The 15899-nt window shown below is 68.4% G+C and carries 17 protein-coding genes; 9 read left to right on the forward strand and 8 right to left on the reverse strand.

All coding sequences use genetic code 11. From position 1 onward, the window contains the following. The first annotated feature begins 11 nt into the window (after positions 1 to 11). The 6 genes from ACTIFV_RS12435 to ACTIFV_RS12460 all read left to right on the forward strand — a co-directional run bounded on the left by ACTIFV_RS12435 (position 12) and on the right by ACTIFV_RS12460 (position 5918). A complete protein-coding gene (locus ACTIFV_RS12435) occupies positions 12 to 1406 on the forward strand; it encodes a M20/M25/M40 family metallo-hydrolase (RefSeq protein WP_439593105.1) in 1395 nt (464 codons plus the stop codon). A gap of 67 nt (positions 1407 to 1473) precedes the next feature. Continuing rightward, the gene (locus ACTIFV_RS12440; protein WP_439593106.1) at positions 1474 to 1839 is read left to right on the forward strand and encodes a HesB/IscA family protein; all 366 of its coding nucleotides are present in this window, start codon (positions 1474 to 1476) and stop codon (positions 1837 to 1839) included. Positions 1840 to 1998: 159 nt separating this feature from the next. Beyond that, positions 1999 to 2886: an aa3-type cytochrome oxidase subunit II gene (gene ctaC, locus ACTIFV_RS12445; protein WP_439593107.1), complete on the forward strand. Its 888-nt coding sequence runs from the start codon at positions 1999 to 2001 to the stop codon at positions 2884 to 2886. Positions 2887 to 2888: 2 nt separating this feature from the next. Continuing rightward, positions 2889 to 4652: an aa3-type cytochrome oxidase subunit I gene (ctaD, locus tag ACTIFV_RS12450; protein ID WP_439593108.1), complete on the forward strand. Its 1764-nt coding sequence runs from the start codon at positions 2889 to 2891 to the stop codon at positions 4650 to 4652. After that, positions 4653 to 5117 (forward strand): cytochrome c oxidase subunit 4, encoded by a 465-nt coding sequence (locus ACTIFV_RS12455; protein ID WP_439593109.1) that lies wholly within the window; start codon positions 4653 to 4655, stop codon positions 5115 to 5117. A 12-nt stretch (positions 5118 to 5129) separates the two neighbouring features. After that, positions 5130 to 5918 (forward strand): PP2C family protein-serine/threonine phosphatase, encoded by a 789-nt coding sequence (locus ACTIFV_RS12460; RefSeq protein WP_439593110.1) that lies wholly within the window; start codon positions 5130 to 5132, stop codon positions 5916 to 5918. Here the strand turns inward: ACTIFV_RS12460 and ACTIFV_RS12465 are convergent. From ACTIFV_RS12465 to ctaE, 5 genes are all read right to left on the reverse strand, one after another. Beyond that, positions 5904 to 6332 (reverse strand): rhodanese-like domain-containing protein, encoded by a 429-nt coding sequence (locus tag ACTIFV_RS12465; protein WP_439593111.1) that lies wholly within the window; start codon positions 6330 to 6332, stop codon positions 5904 to 5906. The two genes, ACTIFV_RS12460 and ACTIFV_RS12465, sit on opposite strands and share 15 nt — an antisense overlap. A 72-nt stretch (positions 6333 to 6404) precedes the next feature. Continuing rightward, complete coding sequence (gene qcrB, locus ACTIFV_RS12470) at positions 6405 to 8222, reverse strand: cytochrome bc1 complex cytochrome b subunit (RefSeq protein WP_439593112.1); 1818 nt, start codon at positions 8220 to 8222, stop codon at positions 6405 to 6407. Beyond that, positions 8219 to 9298, reverse strand: a complete 1080-nt coding sequence (gene qcrA / locus ACTIFV_RS12475; RefSeq protein WP_439593113.1) for a cytochrome bc1 complex Rieske iron-sulfur subunit — start codon at positions 9296 to 9298, stop codon at positions 8219 to 8221. The genes qcrB and qcrA overlap by 4 nt, the downstream gene beginning before the upstream one ends. Positions 9299 to 9334: 36 nt before the next feature. Continuing rightward, the gene (gene qcrC, locus ACTIFV_RS12480; RefSeq protein WP_439593114.1) at positions 9335 to 10135 is read right to left on the reverse strand and encodes a cytochrome bc1 complex diheme cytochrome c subunit; all 801 of its coding nucleotides are present in this window, start codon (positions 10133 to 10135) and stop codon (positions 9335 to 9337) included. 20 nt (positions 10136 to 10155) lie between these two features. Then, entirely contained in the window at positions 10156 to 10800 is a 645-nt protein-coding gene (ctaE, locus tag ACTIFV_RS12485) for an aa3-type cytochrome oxidase subunit III (RefSeq protein ID WP_248147743.1), read from the reverse strand. A 147-nt stretch (positions 10801 to 10947) separates the two neighbouring features. On the opposite strand from ctaE, the gene trpD reads away from it, so the two are divergent. The 3 genes from trpD to ACTIFV_RS12500 all read left to right on the forward strand — a co-directional run bounded on the left by trpD (position 10948) and on the right by ACTIFV_RS12500 (position 13607). Further along, positions 10948 to 12009, forward strand: coding sequence for an anthranilate phosphoribosyltransferase (gene trpD / locus ACTIFV_RS12490; protein ID WP_439593115.1), 1062 nt, complete (start codon positions 10948 to 10950; stop codon positions 12007 to 12009). A gap of 92 nt (positions 12010 to 12101) precedes the next feature. Beyond that, positions 12102 to 12599: an aromatic ring-opening dioxygenase LigA gene (locus tag ACTIFV_RS12495; RefSeq protein WP_439593116.1), complete on the forward strand. Its 498-nt coding sequence runs from the start codon at positions 12102 to 12104 to the stop codon at positions 12597 to 12599. Positions 12600 to 12608: 9 nt separating this feature from the next. Further along, a complete protein-coding gene (locus ACTIFV_RS12500) occupies positions 12609 to 13607 on the forward strand; it encodes a PHP domain-containing protein (protein WP_439593117.1) in 999 nt (332 codons plus the stop codon). Between the two features lie 3 nt (positions 13608 to 13610). Here ACTIFV_RS12500 and ACTIFV_RS12505 read toward each other — a convergent pair whose 3' ends face one another. The 3 genes from ACTIFV_RS12505 to ACTIFV_RS12515 form a co-directional block, all read right to left on the reverse strand. Beyond that, positions 13611 to 13895: an SHOCT domain-containing protein gene (locus ACTIFV_RS12505; RefSeq protein ID WP_439593118.1), complete on the reverse strand. Its 285-nt coding sequence runs from the start codon at positions 13893 to 13895 to the stop codon at positions 13611 to 13613. A 120-nt stretch (positions 13896 to 14015) separates the two neighbouring features. Continuing rightward, on the reverse strand, positions 14016 to 14684 hold the full coding sequence (locus tag ACTIFV_RS12510; RefSeq protein WP_439593119.1) for a response regulator: 669 nt from the start codon (positions 14682 to 14684) through the stop codon (positions 14016 to 14018). After that, entirely contained in the window at positions 14681 to 15844 is a 1164-nt protein-coding gene (locus ACTIFV_RS12515; protein ID WP_439593120.1) for a histidine kinase, read from the reverse strand. The genes ACTIFV_RS12510 and ACTIFV_RS12515 overlap by 4 nt, the downstream gene beginning before the upstream one ends. Positions 15845 to 15899: the final 55 nt, after the last annotated feature.

A 15899-nucleotide genomic window follows, 5' to 3' on the forward strand; every position in this document is an offset into this window, starting at 1 on the left:
AGATTACCCGCATGACCACTGAGCTCTCTCGACCCCAGGCGGTGCGGGATGCCGCGGCCGCCGCGATCCCCGCTGCCCTCGCCGATCTCGGCACCCTCGTGCGGATTCCCTCGATCGCCTTCCCGGGCTTCGACCCCGCCGAAGTCCGCCGCAGCGCGGAGGCGGTGGCATCCCTCGCCGAGGGACTCGGCATCTTCGACAGCGTCGAGATCCGAGACGCGGTGATCCCCGGCACGGACGAGCGCGGCATGCCCGCGGTGCTCGCGTCACGGGCGGCCCGCAACGGCCGACCGACCATCCTCCTCTACGCGCATCACGACGTGCAGCCGATCGGCGACGAGTCGCTCTGGCAGTCGCCTCCGTTCGAGCCCACGCTGCGCGACGGACGCATCTTCGGACGCGGCGCAGCCGACGACAAGGCCGGCGTCATGGCCCACATCGGCGCTCTGCGCGCTCTGAAGGAGGCGCTGGGGGAGGACTTCGACCTCGGTGTCGCGCTCTTCATCGAGGGCGAGGAGGAGGCGGGCTCGCGCTCGTTCGCACAGTTCCTCTCCGACAATGCCGACGCCCTGCGGGCCGACGTCATCGTCGTGGCCGATTCCGGCAACTGGGATGACAAGACGCCGGGGCTCACGGTCTCACTGCGGGGCAACGTCCGCTTCACGCTCGGTGTGCGCACCCTCGACCACGCGTCGCACTCGGGCATGTTCGGGGGCGCCGTGCCCGACGCCATGATGGCGACCGTCAAGCTCCTGTCGAGTCTCTGGGCCGAGGACGGCTCGGTCGCGGTCGAGGGCATGACGACGCGGGATGCCGCGACCCCCGAGTACTCCGAGGCGACGCTCCGCGACGAGGCGGGGCTGCCGGCGGACGTCCAGCCGATCGGGAACGGCAGCATCCTGGATCGCATCTGGAACCAGCCCTCGATCACGGTCACGGGCATCGATGCGCCCAGCGTGGTCAACGCCTCGAACACGCTGAGCCCCGAGATCTCGGTCGTCATCAGCGCGCGCATCGCGCCCGGGCAGTCGTCGAGCGACGCCTACGCGGCGCTCGAGAAGCACGTCCGGGCTCATGCGCCGTTCGGGGCGCAGATCGAGATCCGCGACCTCGATCTCGGCGACGGATTCCTCGTCGACACGAGCGGGTGGGCCGTCGAGACGGCCCGCGAAGCCCTCGCCGAGGGGTACGGCGTGGCATCCCTCGACCTCGGTGTGGGCGGATCGATCCCGTTCATCTCCGACCTCGTACGGGAGTTCCCCGCCGCGCAGATCCTCGTGACGGGGGTCGAAGATCCCCACGCGAAGGCGCACAGCCCGAACGAGTCGCTCCACGTCGAGACGTTCCGCAACGCCCTCCTCTCGGAGGCGCTGCTGCTGGAGAAACTCGACGCGAGGACGCTCTGACCGGCCTACTGACAGGATCCCGTCGTAGAATCGATGCATCCCGCCGCTCTTCCACCGGAGGAACCACATGACTGACACGACACTCGCCACCGAGGTCTCCGCTCCCGCGCACGGCGTCTCGCTGTCCGAGGCCGCCGCCCTCAAGGTGCGCTCGCTCCTCGAGCAGGAGGGCCGCGATGACCTGCGCCTGCGCGTCGCCGTCCAGCCGGGCGGATGCAGCGGCCTGATCTACCAGCTGTACTTCGACGAGCGCTTCCTCGACGGCGACAAGGCGGTGGACTTCGACGGCGTCGAGGTCATCGTCGACGACATGAGCGTCCCCTACCTCGACGGCGCGTCGATCGACTTCAAGGACACCATCTCGGAGCAGGGATTCACGATCGACAACCCCAACGCGGCAGGCAGCTGCGCATGCGGCGACAGCTTCCACTGACGCAAGATCTTTCGACCGGGTCCGGCCGCTCTTTTCGAGCGCCGGGCCCGGTCTTTTCATGCCCGAAAAGGTGCGAGAAGCTGGGCGGATGGCCTGAATCCGCTGGGCGCTTGCTCTAGACTGGCGAGAGTCCTGTTCGCGATCCGGAAAGGTGCATCCGTGCCCTCGAAACGCCGCATCCGCTGGGCCGTTCTCCCCGTCGGGATCGCAACGGCCGTCGTACTTGCGGGGTGCACCCCGACCGAGCTGAACGGCTTCCTGCCCGGCTTCGTCGAAGACGGAACGCCCACCACCAACCACACCGAGATGATCTCGGGCCTGTGGGTCAACTCGTGGATCGTGCTGCTCGCCGTCGGTGTCATCACGTGGGGTCTCATGGGCTGGGCGGCGATCGCCTACCGTCGTCGCCGTGGCCAGAGCGGCCTGCCGGTGCAGCTGCGCTACAACATGCCGATCGAGATCTTCTACACGATCGTGCCGCTCATCCTCGTCATCGGCTTCTTCGCCTTCACGGCCCGCGATCAGACGATCCTCGAGACGCAGACGGAAGACCCCGACGTGTCGATCACCGCGATCGGCAAGCAGTGGGCCTGGGACTTCCAGTACGACGGCGAGTCCGAGGACGACACCGTCTGGTCGATGGGCGTCCAGGCGCAGACGGACGAAGCCGGCGACATCGTCAGCAAGCTCCCGACGCTGTACCTGCCGGTCGGCGAGACGGTGAAGATCAAGCTGCAGTCGCGCGACGTCATCCACTCGTTCTGGATCATCGACTTCCTCTACAAGAAGGACATGTACATCGGGCGCGACAACTACTGGTCGTTCACGCCGACGCGTGAGGGCGAGTACGCCGGCAAATGCGCGGAGCTCTGCGGCGAGTACCACTCGATGATGCTGTTCAACGTCAAGGTCGTGAGCCCCGAGGAGTACGAGCAGTACCTCGACTCGCTGCGCGCCGCGGGCCAGACGGGCGACATCAACGACGAGTACGACCGACTGCAGAACCTGCCCGGCACGGACGGCAGCACGTCCGAGGGAGACGACTGATCATGGCTACGACACTTCCCCTCAACGAGCCGACCCACGGCCGGCCCACGACGCTGCCGCCCCGCCAGGCGGCCCTGCTCAGCTCCTCGCGTGTCGAGCAGAAGGGCAACATCGTCGTCAAGTGGATCACCTCCACCGACCACAAGACGATCGGGTACATGTACCTCATCGCCTCGGTGATCTTCTTCATGCTCGGCGGCGTGATGGCGCTCATCATCCGGGCGGAGCTCTTCGAGCCGGGCATGCAGATCATCCCGACCAAGGAGCAGTACAACCAGCTGTTCACGATGCACGGCACGATCATGCTGCTCATGTTCGCGACGCCGCTGTTCGCGGGTTTCGCGAACGTCATCATGCCGCTGCAGATCGGTGCGCCCGACGTCGCGTTCCCGCGTCTCAACGCCTTCGCGTTCTGGCTCTTCCTCTTCGGCTCGACGATCGCCGTCGCGGGCTTCCTGACCCCGCAGGGCGCCGCGGCGTTCGGCTGGTTCGCGTATCAGCCGCTCGCGAGTGCGACGTTCTCACCAGGCGTGGGCGGCAATCTCTGGATGCTCGGCCTCGGCATGAGCGGTTTCGGCACGATCCTCGGCGCCGTCAACTTCATCACGACGATCATCACGATGCGCGCACCGGGCATGACGATGTGGCGCATGCCGATCTTCACGTGGAACACGCTCATCACGAGCATCCTCGTGCTGATGGCGTTCCCCGTGCTCGCCGCCGCGATCCTCGCCGCCGCCGCCGATCGCGTGCTGGGAGCCCACATCTACGACCCGGCCAACGGCGGCGTACTGCTGTGGCAGCACCTGTTCTGGTTCTTCGGCCACCCCGAGGTGTACATCATCGCGCTGCCGTTCTTCGGCATCGTGTCCGAGATCTTCCCGGTGTTCAGCCGCAAGCCGATCTTCGGGTACAAGACGCTCGTCTACGCGACGATCGCCATCGCCGCCCTCTCGGTCGCGGTCTGGGCGCACCACATGTACGTCACGGGCGCCGTGCTCCTGCCGTTCTTCGCGCTCATGACGATGCTGATCGCGGTGCCGACGGGTGTGAAGATCTTCAACTGGATCGGCACGCTCTGGCGAGGATCGGTGACCTTCGAGACGCCGATGGTGTTCGCACTCGGCTTCCTCGTCTCGTTCGTCTTCGGTGGTCTGACCGGCGTCATCCTGGCCTCGCCGCCGCTCGACTTCCACCTGTCCGACTCGTACTTCGTCGTCGCCCACTTCCACTACGTCGTCTTCGGCACGGTCGTGTTCGCGATGTTCGCCGGCTTCTACTTCTGGTGGCCCAAGTGGACGGGTCGCATGCTGAACGAGCGGCTCGGCATGGTGCACTTCTGGATGCTGTTCATCGGCTTCCACATGACATTCCTCATCCAGCACTGGCTGGGCGTCGAGGGCATGGTGCGCCGCTACGCCGACTATTCGGCAGCCGACAACTTCACGTGGCAGAACCAGGTGTCGACCATCGGTGCGATCCTGCTCGGCGCATCCATGATCCCGTTCCTGTTCAACGTCTGGATCACCGCGCGCAAGGCGCCCAAGGTGACGGTGAACGACCCGTGGGGCTACGGCGCCTCGCTCGAGTGGGCGACGTCGTGCCCGCCGCCGCGCCACAACTTCACGTCGATCCCGCGCATCCGCAGCGAGCGTCCCGCGTTCGACCTCAACCACCCCGAGGCGGGCGTGCCCGTCGGCGTGGGCCCGGCGAAGGATGCTCCCGATGCCCCCGTTGTGGACGCCGAGACGCGAGAGGTCAAGTAAGTGAAGACCAATACCGGCCTCTGGTGGCTGCTGAGCGCGTTCTTCTTCCTGATGTTCGTGGTCTACACGGTCTGGAACGTCATCGCGCACTGGGACACCCATGTCGCCCCCGGCGTCAGCGGGTGGGAGGTGTTCACGCTCTCGACCGAGTGGGTGGGAACCGTCGCCCTGCTCTTCGTCACGCTCATGGCCGCGTTCATCGCGTTCTACATCGGTCGTGTGCACAAGGCGCAGCGAGGTGAGCTGCCCGAAGACATCCTGACCGCCGACATCGACGACGGCGACCCCGAGGCGGGCGAGTTCAGCCCGTGGTCGTGGTGGCCCATCGTTCTCGCGGCTTCTGCGGCGGTCGGCATCCTCGGTCTCGCGGTCGGTGTCTGGATGTTCCCGATCGGGCTCGCGATCTTCGTCGTCGCCATCGTCGGCTGGGTCTACGAGTACTACCGCGGTTACTTCGCGCGCTGATCGGCTGATCGTTTGATCCGCCTCGTCGCGGCCGGAGCGTCCGATGTGGGCGCGCACCGTGCGGTGAATCAGGATGCTGCGTTCACGGCACCCTGGGGTGCGGCGGTCGCCGACGGTGTGGGCGGCGGTCCATCGGGGGATCTCGCGTCAGCCACGCTCCTCCACCGTCTGGTGGCGAGTTCCGCCGCGGCGCTGGATGCCCCTCAGCTCGCCGAGCGGCTGCGGCTCGCCAACTGGGACCTCCGTGCTCGTGTCGACCACGACGGCTCCCTGCGCGGGATGGCGACGACCTTCACGGGCGTCTTCGTAGGCCGTGGTGGTGAACTGCTGCTCGCACACACCGGCGACTCGCGCGCCTACCTTCTGCGCGATGGGGAGCTGCGTCGCGAGACGCGCGACGACTCGTACGTGCAGGCGCTCGTCGACAACGGCCTCCTCGCGCCCGAGGCCGCTGAGACGCATCCTCAACGCAACATCATCATGGCGTCCTTCGCCGGCGGCGAGACCGATGAGGCGAGTGTCGGCATTCGACAGCCGCTCATCGGGGATCGATGGATGCTGTGCTCCGACGGTCTGACGGACTACGTCCCCGAGCCCGAGGTCAGAGCGCTCCTCACGATCGGGACGCCCGCCGAGGCGGCACTGGCCTGCGTGGCGCTCGCACTCGAGGCCGGCACGCGTGACAACGTCACGGTGGTCGTCTGCGATGTCGTCGCGGGATCGTCACAGGCCGGTGAGCCGGTGTTCTGGGGCAGTGCCGCAGAACGGTTCACCGAGGATCTCGGCTCAGCGACGGCCTGAGCCTTGCGGCGCCCGCACGACCATGACCTGTGAGTCGAACGTGCGGGGGAGAGGCCCCTCGTCGTTCTCGGTCGGCTGGCCCTCGCGCACCCAGTACTCGTAGCCCCCGATCATCTCGCGCACCTGATACCCGAGCTTGGCGAACGCCAGGGCGCCCTTCGCGCCGCCGTTGCAGCCCGGACTCCAGCAGTAGACGACGATGGGCACCGCCGGGTCGAGCTCGGCGGGCGCGCGCTCCGCGATCTGCTGGTGGGGGATGTGCACGGCGCCCGAGATGCGACCCTGGGCCCAGGCATCCTCTCCTCGTACGTCGACGAGCACGAACTCGTCGCCGGCCTTCTGCGCCGCATAGACGTCGGAGGCGTCGGTCTCGAGGGCGAGTTTGGCGGTGAAGTACGTGAGGGCGTCGGTCATGGCTCCACGCTAGGACAGAAGTGTGGCGCTCCCCGATCCGGAGAGCGCCACACTTCGTCGGATGACTGCCGACTACTTCTTGGGCTTCTTCTCGTCGCCCTCGTCGGGGATGATGACGTTCGAGGGCCGCACGGCGGTCTCGGAGTGCACGCCGTCGTCGATCGGCACGTGCGGGGCATCCGGAACCCCGGCACGCTCGTGGGCGCCCTGGATCTCGGCGTCCTCTTCGTGCGCGATGTGCTCGAGCTCGTGGTGCTGATGCGCGACCGCGGCATCGATCTCGGCCTGCGTCACCGGGATGAGCCGATCCTCGAAGAACCAGCGCGAGATGGACGCGCGGATGTTCTCGTGCCACGGGATGCGACCGCGCGAGTTGGGGCGCACGACGAGCGGCTCGTACGTCTCGTAGCCCACGAGCTTCCAGCGCTCGTACTCGTCGACGGGCTGGTGCACCTCGATGTACTCGCCGCCGGGGAGGCGCACGATGCGACCGGACTCGTAGCCGTGCAGCGCGATCTCACGATCCTTCTTCTGAAGCGCGATGCAGATGCGCTTCGTGACGAAGTAGGCGATGATCGGCCCGACGATGAGCAGCGCCTGAAGGCTGTGGATGACGCCCTCCATCGTGAGCCAGAAGTGCGTCGCGATGATGTCGGAGGACGCCGCAGCCCACAGCACCGCGTAGAACGTGACACCGGCCGCGCCGATCGCCGTGCGGGTCGCCGCCTGGCGGGGACGCTGCGCGATGTGGTGCTCGCGCTTGTCGCCCGTGACCCACGCCTCGATGAACGGGTAGATCAGGACGAGCACGATGAAGATGCCGATCACGGCGAGCGGGATCAGGATGTTCCACGACCACGTGTGTCCGAGGAACACGCTCTCGAGATGCGGCGGCACGAGCCTGAGCGCGCCGTCGGCGAATCCGATGTACCAGTCGGGCTGGGTTCCGGCCGAGACGGGCGACGGGTCGTACGGGCCGTAGTTCCAGATCGGGTTGATCGTGAACAGCGATGCGATCAGCACGATGACGCCGAACGTGATGAACAGGAAGCCGCCCATCTTGGTCATGTACACGGGCATCATCGGGTAGCCCACGACATTGCTGTTCGTGCGACCCGCGCCGCCGAACTGCGTGTGCTTGTTGATGACCATGAGCATGAGGTGCAGCACGAGCAGACCGATGAGGATCAGCGGCAGCAGCAGGATGTGCAGCGTGTAGAGGCGACCCACGATCTGCGTACCCGGGAACTCGCCGCCGAAGAGCAGGAACGACGTCCACGTGCCGATGAGGGGGATGCCCTTGACCATGCCGTCGATGATGCGCAGGCCGTTGCCCGAGAGCAGGTCGTCGGGGAGCGAGTAGCCGGTGAAGCCCTCGGCCATCGCGAGGATGAAGAGGATGAAGCCGATGACCCAGTTCAGCTCGCGGGGCTTGCGGAAGGCGCCGGTGAAGAACACGCGGAGCATGTGGACGCCGATGCCGGCCACGAAGACGAGCGCCGCCCAGTGGTGGATCTGACGCACGAGCAGGCCGCCGCGGATGTCGAACGAGATCCGCAGTGTCGAGTCGAGCGCCGCGGACATCTCGAGACCGCGCATGGGCAGGTACGAGCCCATGTAGTGGGTCTCGACCATCGAGGCCTGGAAGAAGAACGTCAGGAACGTTCCCGACAGGAGGACCACGACGAAGGCCCACAGCGCGATCTCGCCGAGCATGAACGACCAGTGGTCGGGGAAGATCTTGCGACCGAGCTCCTTGACGATGCCCGAGAGGCTCGTGCGCTCGTCGAGGTAGTTGGCCGTCGCGGCGACGAAACGCCCGCCGAGGGGCTTCTCAGGCGGCGCCGTCGTGTCGGTGCCGTGCTCTTCGGAGACAGTGGCGGTACTCAATGACGCTCCCAGAAGCTCGGGCCGACGGGTTCTTCGAAGTCGCTCTTGGCGACGAGGTAGCCCTCGTCATCGACCTCGATGGGCAGCTGCGGCAGCGGGCGGGCTGCCGGGCCGAAGATGACCGCTGCGCCGTTGGCCACGTCGAACTGCGACTGGTGGCAGGGGCACAGCAGGTGGTGGGTCTGCTGCTCGTACAGGGCCACGGGGCAGCCGACGTGCGTGCAGACCTTCGAGTAGGCGACGATGCCGTCGTACGTCCAGTCGAGCTTGTTGGTCTCGGGGTTGAGCTGCTCGGGAAGCAGGCGCATGAGCAGGACGATCGCCTTCGCCTTCTCTTCGAGATAGCCGTCCGAGTGGCTGAGCTCCGCGAGGGGCTCGGGGATGACGTGCACGGCGGAGCCGAGCGTGATGTCGGCGGCGCGGATCGGCGTGCCCTCGGGGTCGTGCGCGAGACGCATCCCCTTCTTCCACATCGTGTGGCTGAGCAGGAACACCGGGTTGCCGGCGTTGGGCTTGAGCGGGGTGTCCTGCGGCGCGAGACCGCGGAAGAGCGCGATGCCGGGGACGACGGATGCCGCGACCGCCGCGATGAGCGAGTTGCGGATCATCGTGCGGCGTCCGAAGCCGGACTCCTCGTTCGCCTCGGCGAAGGCCTGGACGGCGGCCGCGCGGGTCGTGTCGCGCCCGCGGGTCGCGTGACGCGGCTCGACGAACTCCTTGTCGGACATGACGGCCTTGGACCAGTGGATGGCGCCGATGCCGATGGCCAGCAGCGCGAGGGCGATGCCGAGTCCGATGAAGAGGTTGTTGTTGCGGATGTCGACGATCCGACCGCTCTCGATCGGGAAGATCATGTAAGCGGCGACGGCCCAGATGGACGCTGCGACCGAGAGGTAGAAGAGCGTGTAGACGGTCCGGACCGCGCGCGTCATCGCCGCCGGGTCCTTGTCGGTCATCCGCGCGCGGTGCGGCGGCAGCTCCGGGTTCTGCACCGGGTCGGTGACCGCGACGGCGAGCCCGGGGGAGGGCTTCCAGGAAGCCCTCTCGTGCTCGAGCGCGTCATCCTCGTGTGCCATGCTGCTCCTCGTTCGTGCTGTGTTTCGTATCGTTCGTCAGTTGGACTTCGCCGTGATCCACACGGTGAGGGCGATCAGCGAGCCGATGCCGAAGATCCAGATGAAGAGGCCCTCGGATACCGGGCCGAGCGAGCCGAGCGAGAAGCCGCCGGGCGACTCGTTCTGCTGCAGGAAGAGCAGCGCCGAGATGATGTCGCGCTTGTCCTCCGTCGTGAGGTTCATGTCGTTGAAGACCGGCATGTTCTGCGGGCCCGTGACCATCGCGGCATACATGTGCAGCGCACTCGTGTTCTGCAGGCCGGGGGCGTACTTGCCCTCGGTGAGCGCCCCACCCGCCGCGGCGACGTTGTGGCACATGGCGCAGTTGATGCGGAACAGCTCCGCACCGCGTGCCACGTCGCCCTCGCCGTCGATCGTCTCGTCGGACGGATACGTCGGGCCGGGCGCCATCGACTGCACGTAGGCGGCCATCGCCTTGATCTGGTCCTCGGTGAACTGCACGGGCTTCTGCGGTGCCTGGGGGCCCTGCATCTGCAGCGGCATGCGGCCGGTCGCGACCTGGAACTCGACCGCGAGCTCGCCCACGCCGTAGAGCGACGGACCGCTCTCGGTGCCCTGCAGATCGAGACCGTGGCAGGTGGCGCAGTTGGCCTGGAACAGCTTCTTGCCGTCTTCGACCGAGAGAGCGGAGGAGATCTGGGTGTCGCTCGTCGAGGCCATCGCCGCGGAGGCGCCGGCGTAGATGCCGCCGGTGAGCAGAAGACCGATGCCGATGAGGGCGGCGGCAGCCCACGGGCTGCGGCGGCCGGCCTGACGGCTCGTCTTGTGTCGTGCCATGTGAGGGTTCAGCTCCGCTCTTATTTCAGGAAGTAGATGACGAGGAACAGGGCGATCCAGACGACATCGACGAAGTGCCAGTAGTAGGAGACGACGATCGAGGAGGTCATCTCCTTGCGGCCGAAGTTCTTGACGGCGTATGCGCGGCCGATCACGAGGAGGAAGGCGATGAGACCGCCGGTCACGTGGAGCGCGTGGAAGCCCGTCGTGATGTAGAACGCCGAGGCGTACGCGTTGGCCGAGATCGGCATGCCTTCGTAGACGAGCTGGGCGTACTCCCACACCTGGCCGGAGACGAAGATCGCGCCGAGCGCGAAGGTGAGCCAGAACCACTCGACCATGCCCCAGCGGTGCCAGAAGCGGTTGGACTTGACGGTGTACGGCTGGAACCGCTCGGCCGCGAAGACGCCCATCTGGCAGGTCACCGAGGACAGCACGAGGATGATCGTGTTGACCAGGGCGTAGGGGACGTTGAGCAGCTGCGTCTCTTCGGCCCACAGGCCGGGGGAGGTGCTGCGAAGGGTGAAGTAGATCGCGAACAGGCCCGCGAAGAACATCACCTCGCTGCCGAGCCACACGATGGTTCCGACAGCGACCGGATCCGGTCGCTTCACGGACCGCATCGCCTGAGAGTAGGTCGCTGAGGTGGTCGTCACGCTCCCCATTATTGCCGATTACGGAGCACGTTATTCCCATCTGGGGTACCGAGTTTGGGTCGATGCGAACTTAGGCATGCCTAAGAGCCCGCCGGGAATCCGCCGCGAGTCCGCTCGGCGAGAGCCGACCGGTGGCCGCGGCTAGGCTCTGGTGACATGGCGGATCTGTTCTCCTGGCCCGATGTGCTCACGAACCTCCTCGATCGGCGCGATCTGAGCGTCTCGGAATCGACCTGGGCGATGCGTCAGATCATGGCCGGCGAGGCGACCCCGTCGCAGATCAGCGGCTTCCTCGTCGCGCTGCGGGCGAAGGGCGAGACGGTCGACGAGATCGTCGGATTCCGCGACGCGATCCTCGAGGCGGCCGTGCCGCTGCCGGTGGATGCGGGTGTGCTCGACATCGTCGGCACGGGCGGCGACCGATTCGGCACCGTCAACGTCTCGACGATGGCGGCGATCGTGGCCGCGGCATCCGGGATCCCCGTCGTCAAGCACGGCAACCGTGCCGCCAGCTCGGCGTCGGGCTCCTCCGACGTCCTGGGGGCGCTCGGGATCGACCTCACCCTCACGCCGGAGTCCGTCGCCGAGACGCTCTCCCGCGCCGGGATCGCGTTCGTCTTCGCGTCGGCCTTCCACCCGGGCTTCAAGCACGCCGGTCCGACGCGCAGCGAACTGGGCGTGCCCACGGTCTTCAACTTCCTCGGTCCGCTCTGCAACCCGGCCCGCGCCGAGGCCAACGCGGTGGGCGTCGCACAGCTCGATCGCGTGCCCCTCATCACGGGCGTCTTCCGCACGCGCGGCGCGACGGCGCTCGTCTTCCGGGGTGACGACGGCCTCGACGAGCTGACCACGACGGGCCACAGCCGCATCTGGGAGGTCAGCCGCGGCGACATCCACGAACACGACCTCGATCCGCGCGACCTCGGCATCCCGCTCGCCGACATCGACGACCTTCTGGGCGGCGACCCGGCGCACAATGCCGACGTCGTGCGGCGCGTGATGGCGGGCGAGGCGGGGCCGGTGCGCGAGATCGTGCTGCTCAACGCGGCGGCCGGGATGGTGGCCTTCCGGCTGTTCCGCGATGCCGCGCAGGTCCAGCGCCCCATCGTCGAGCGGCTCGCCGAGGCGATGGGGGATGCCGCGGCATCCATCGACGACGGGCGGGCGCAGCGCACTCTCGACACCTGGGTCGCCGTCACGCAGGAGCTCGCGCGCTGAGAGCCGCCACCGGGCCGCTCATGCTCTTCCGCTCGCCTCCGGCCCGCCGATAGCGTGACGGTGACAGGTTCCTGTTCCGCAAGGAGGACGCCATGATCGACATCACCGCCTCAGACACCGCCGCAGCCGTCGAGCCGCCCACACGATCGCTCGGCCCGGTCAAGGTGGTCGGGATCCTCGGCATCCTCGCCGGCATCGTGCTCATCGTCGCGGGCATCGTCGTGTGGATCGTCGTGTCGTCGCAGCTTCGGGCCGAGAACATCACGATCCCCGACGACGCGATGGCGTTCCAGGGTCAGACCGTCGCGGGGCCGTTCACGGCGTACGTGCAGGCCGACATCATCCAGCACCACGCGCTCGCGCTGTCGGACGGCAAGACCTACGCCGAGCTCGACATGGACGACCCCGTGCGGGCGACCCTCATGAACGCGTCGTTCCTGCGCGCCTCGCTGTTCACGTCGGTCGTCTCGTTCGGCGTCGCGTTCTTCGCGATGGGGATGGGCATCCTGTCGATCCTGTTCGGCTGGGCGCTGCATCGCCTCGCGAGCGCGCCCGTGGTCGTCAAGCGCGCGCGGCTCGCCGACGCGTAGTCTGCCGGGGTGGACCCGCACGAGGCGCTCTCCGAGATCGCGACGCTGCTCGAGCGCGAGCGTTCGTCGCGCTACAAGTCGAAGGCGTTCCGTGCGGCCGCGGACGCGATCGAAGGGCTGAGCGACGAGGAGGTGCGGGATGCCGCATCCCTCCGCCGCCGCAAGGGCATCGGCGACTCGACCTTCGCGGTCATCCAGCAGGCGCTCGCGGGTGACGTGCCCGGCTACCTCGCGGATCTGCGCGAACGCGCCGGCGTCCAGCGCTCGTCGACCTTGAGGGGGCTGCTGCGGGGCGACCTGCATGCGCACAGCGAATGGTCGGACGGCCTGACCTCGATCGACCTGATGGTCGAGGCCGCCCGAGCGCTCGGACACGAGTACCTCGCCCTGACGGACCACTCTCCGCGGCTCCGCGTGGCGAACGGCCTCTCGGCGGAGCGCCTGCGCGCTCAGCTGAAGATCGTCGCGGGGATGAGCGGCGACGGCTTCACGCTGCTCTCGGGCATCGAGGTCGACATCCTCGACCACGGCGAGCTCGATCAGGAGCCCGGTCTGCTCGACGAGCTCGACATCGTCGTGGCATCCGCGCACTCGAAGCTGCGCATGGAGCGCGGGCCGATGACGAGACGACTCGTGAAGGCCGTCTCGAATCCGCGGGTCGATGTGCTCGGCCACGTGACGGGTCGGCTCGTCGAGGGTGCGCGGGGGACGCGGCCGCCCTCGACGTTCGACGCCCGCCCGGTCTTCGCCGCCTGCGCCGAGCACGGTGTCGCGGTCGAGATCAACTCCCGCCCCGAGCGGCAGGATCCGCCTGACGATCTGATCGCGATCGCGCTGGACGAGGGATGCCTGTTCTCGATCGACTCCGATGCGCACGCGCCCGGACAGCTGTCGCTCCTGGACTACGGCGCCGAACGGGCCGAGCGGGCGGGTGTGCCGGCCGAGCGGATCGTCACGACGTGGCCGCTCGACCGGCTGCGGGAGTGGACCCGCCGTCCCCGCGGCTGACCGCTAGGGCGTGGCGTTCGCGCGCAGCACCTCGAGACGCGCTCGATACTCGACCTCGTCGATGTCGCCCTGCGCGAAGCGCTCGGCGAGCGTGCTCTCGGCCTGACGACCGGGCGTGCGGCGCCGTTCCGCCGCCGCGTGGCGCCAGCGGCGTCCGAAGATCGCGAACAGCAGTGCGACGACGGCGATCCAGAACAGCGGGATCAGCAGGAACCACAGGCCGGGTCCCGGACCCCAGCCCCACGGTCCGTGGGGGTGGAGGGCGACGGCGGTGAGAACTTCGGACATGGGCTTTCCTCTCGCTGTGCGTCGGCACGTCGCCGAGCGCACCGTCGAGTCCACTCCGATCGCGTCGTCCCGGAATCCGCCCGTCGGCGTGATCCGTCCTGCTCCCGGGGGAGTACGGCGTCAGTCGGCCCGCCACCCGGGTGTCACGATCCCCGCCTCGTAGCCGATGACGACCAGGCCCGCGCGGTCGCGCGCGTGCAGCTTCTGCATGACACGCGAGACGTGGGTCTTCGCGGTCAGCGGCGAGAGGAACAGGCGCTGCGCGATCTCGTCGTTCGTGAGCCCCTCGGCGACCAGACGCAGCACGTCGACCTCGCGCTCGGTGAGCGTCTGCAGAAGGACCGGATCGGGTGCATCCCGCATCCCGGTGGCGGCACGTTCGAGCAGTCGCCGGGTGATCCCCGGTGAGAGCAGCGCGTCGCCCGCTGCGACGACGCGCACGGCGCGGATGAGGTCGACCGGCTCCGTGTCCTTCACGAGGAAGCCGCTCGCGCCGGCGCGGATCGCGCGTGCGACGTACTCGTCGAGCTCGAAGGTCGTCACGATCACGACCCTCACGCCCGCCAGGGACGGGTCGGCGGCGATCTGCTCGGTCGTCCACAGGCCGTCGCCGTCCGGCATCCGGATGTCGATCATCGCCACGTCGACGGGCGTCGTCCGGAGGGTCCGCAGCAGCTGTTCGCCTCCGGATGCCTCGGCCACGACCTCGATGTCGGGCTCCGACTCCAGGAGCGCGCGGAACCCCGCCCTCACGAGCTGATGGTCGTCGGCGAGCGCGACGCGGATCACGACGCGCCGTCCCACGGCAGGCGGGCGGTCACGACGGTGCCGTTCGGGGTCCCCGGACCGACGGCGAGGTCTCCGCCCGCCAGCTCGGCGCGTTCGCGCATCCCGCGGATGCCGGCGCCCTCGCCCGCGCGCACGCCCGTGCCGTCGTCGGTCACCGAGAGGATCAGCACATCGTCGCGATGATCGAGCACGACGCTCGCGTGCGTGGCGGCGGAGTGGCGGACGACGTTCGTGAGCGCCTCCTGCGCGATGCGGTAGGCGGTGGTCTGCACGGCGCCGAGCGGGCGCTGGTCGGCCAGGCGGTCGTCGAGGGTGACGGTGAGCCCGAGTCCGGTGCGCTGCGAGACGAGCGCCGGAAGCTCCGCGAGCTGAGGCTGCGGCGTGAGGGGAGCCGTCGCCGGCGCGCCGGCCTCTTCGCCGCGCAGGAACGACAGCACGCCGCGCACTTCGTCGAGTCCCGTCGCGCTGAGACTGCGGATGCTCGCGAGGGCCTCGCGCGCACGCTCGGGCTCCCGGTCGAACAGGTGCAGTCCGACGCCCGACTGCACGGCGATCTGGCTGAGCGAGTGCGCGAGCACATCATGGAGCTCGCGGGCCATGCGGGCGCGCTCCTCCTGTTCGGCGACGCGGCGCCGCTCGGCCAGCTGTGCCCGGTGTTCCGCACCGCGTTCGCGCCGCGACCGGATGCCTTCGCCGATCGCGAAGCACAACGCGAGTGCCAGGGTCGTGACGGCGACGCGGAACGGATGCCACGGCATCCCGAGCACCCCCGCGGCGACGATCGTGGCGAGCCATGCCGTGCCGACCGACACGAGCGCCCACAGGCGGGCGCGGCGCACGACCGCGCCGACGATCGCGAAGGCGAGCGCCACGAACGGCGGGCCCGTCTCGGGTGCGACGAACAGGTCCAGCGCCGTGAGCGCGGCGACGATGACGACAGTGGATCCCGGGAATCGGCGCGCGGCGAGCAGAGCGAGGGCGGATGCCGCGGACAGCGCGATGCTCGCCGACGCCGGGGCGAGCGGTGTCCGCGTCCAGGCGGCGATCACGATCGTGCCGCCGACCTGGATGAGGAGGGCGAGGACCACGGGCAGGTAGAGGGTGAGTCCGGGCGGCGGTCGGAAGCGCGGCCCGACGTCGTCCCCGTACGGCCCCGGCATGCCTGCGAGCCTACGCCCGACGCCGCTGAGCGTCGTCTGAGTGGGGGAGTGCTCG

The sequence above is a fragment of the Microbacterium sp. genome, from assembly GCF_051860965.1.
GTDB lineage: Bacteria > Actinomycetota > Actinomycetes > Actinomycetales > Microbacteriaceae > Microbacterium.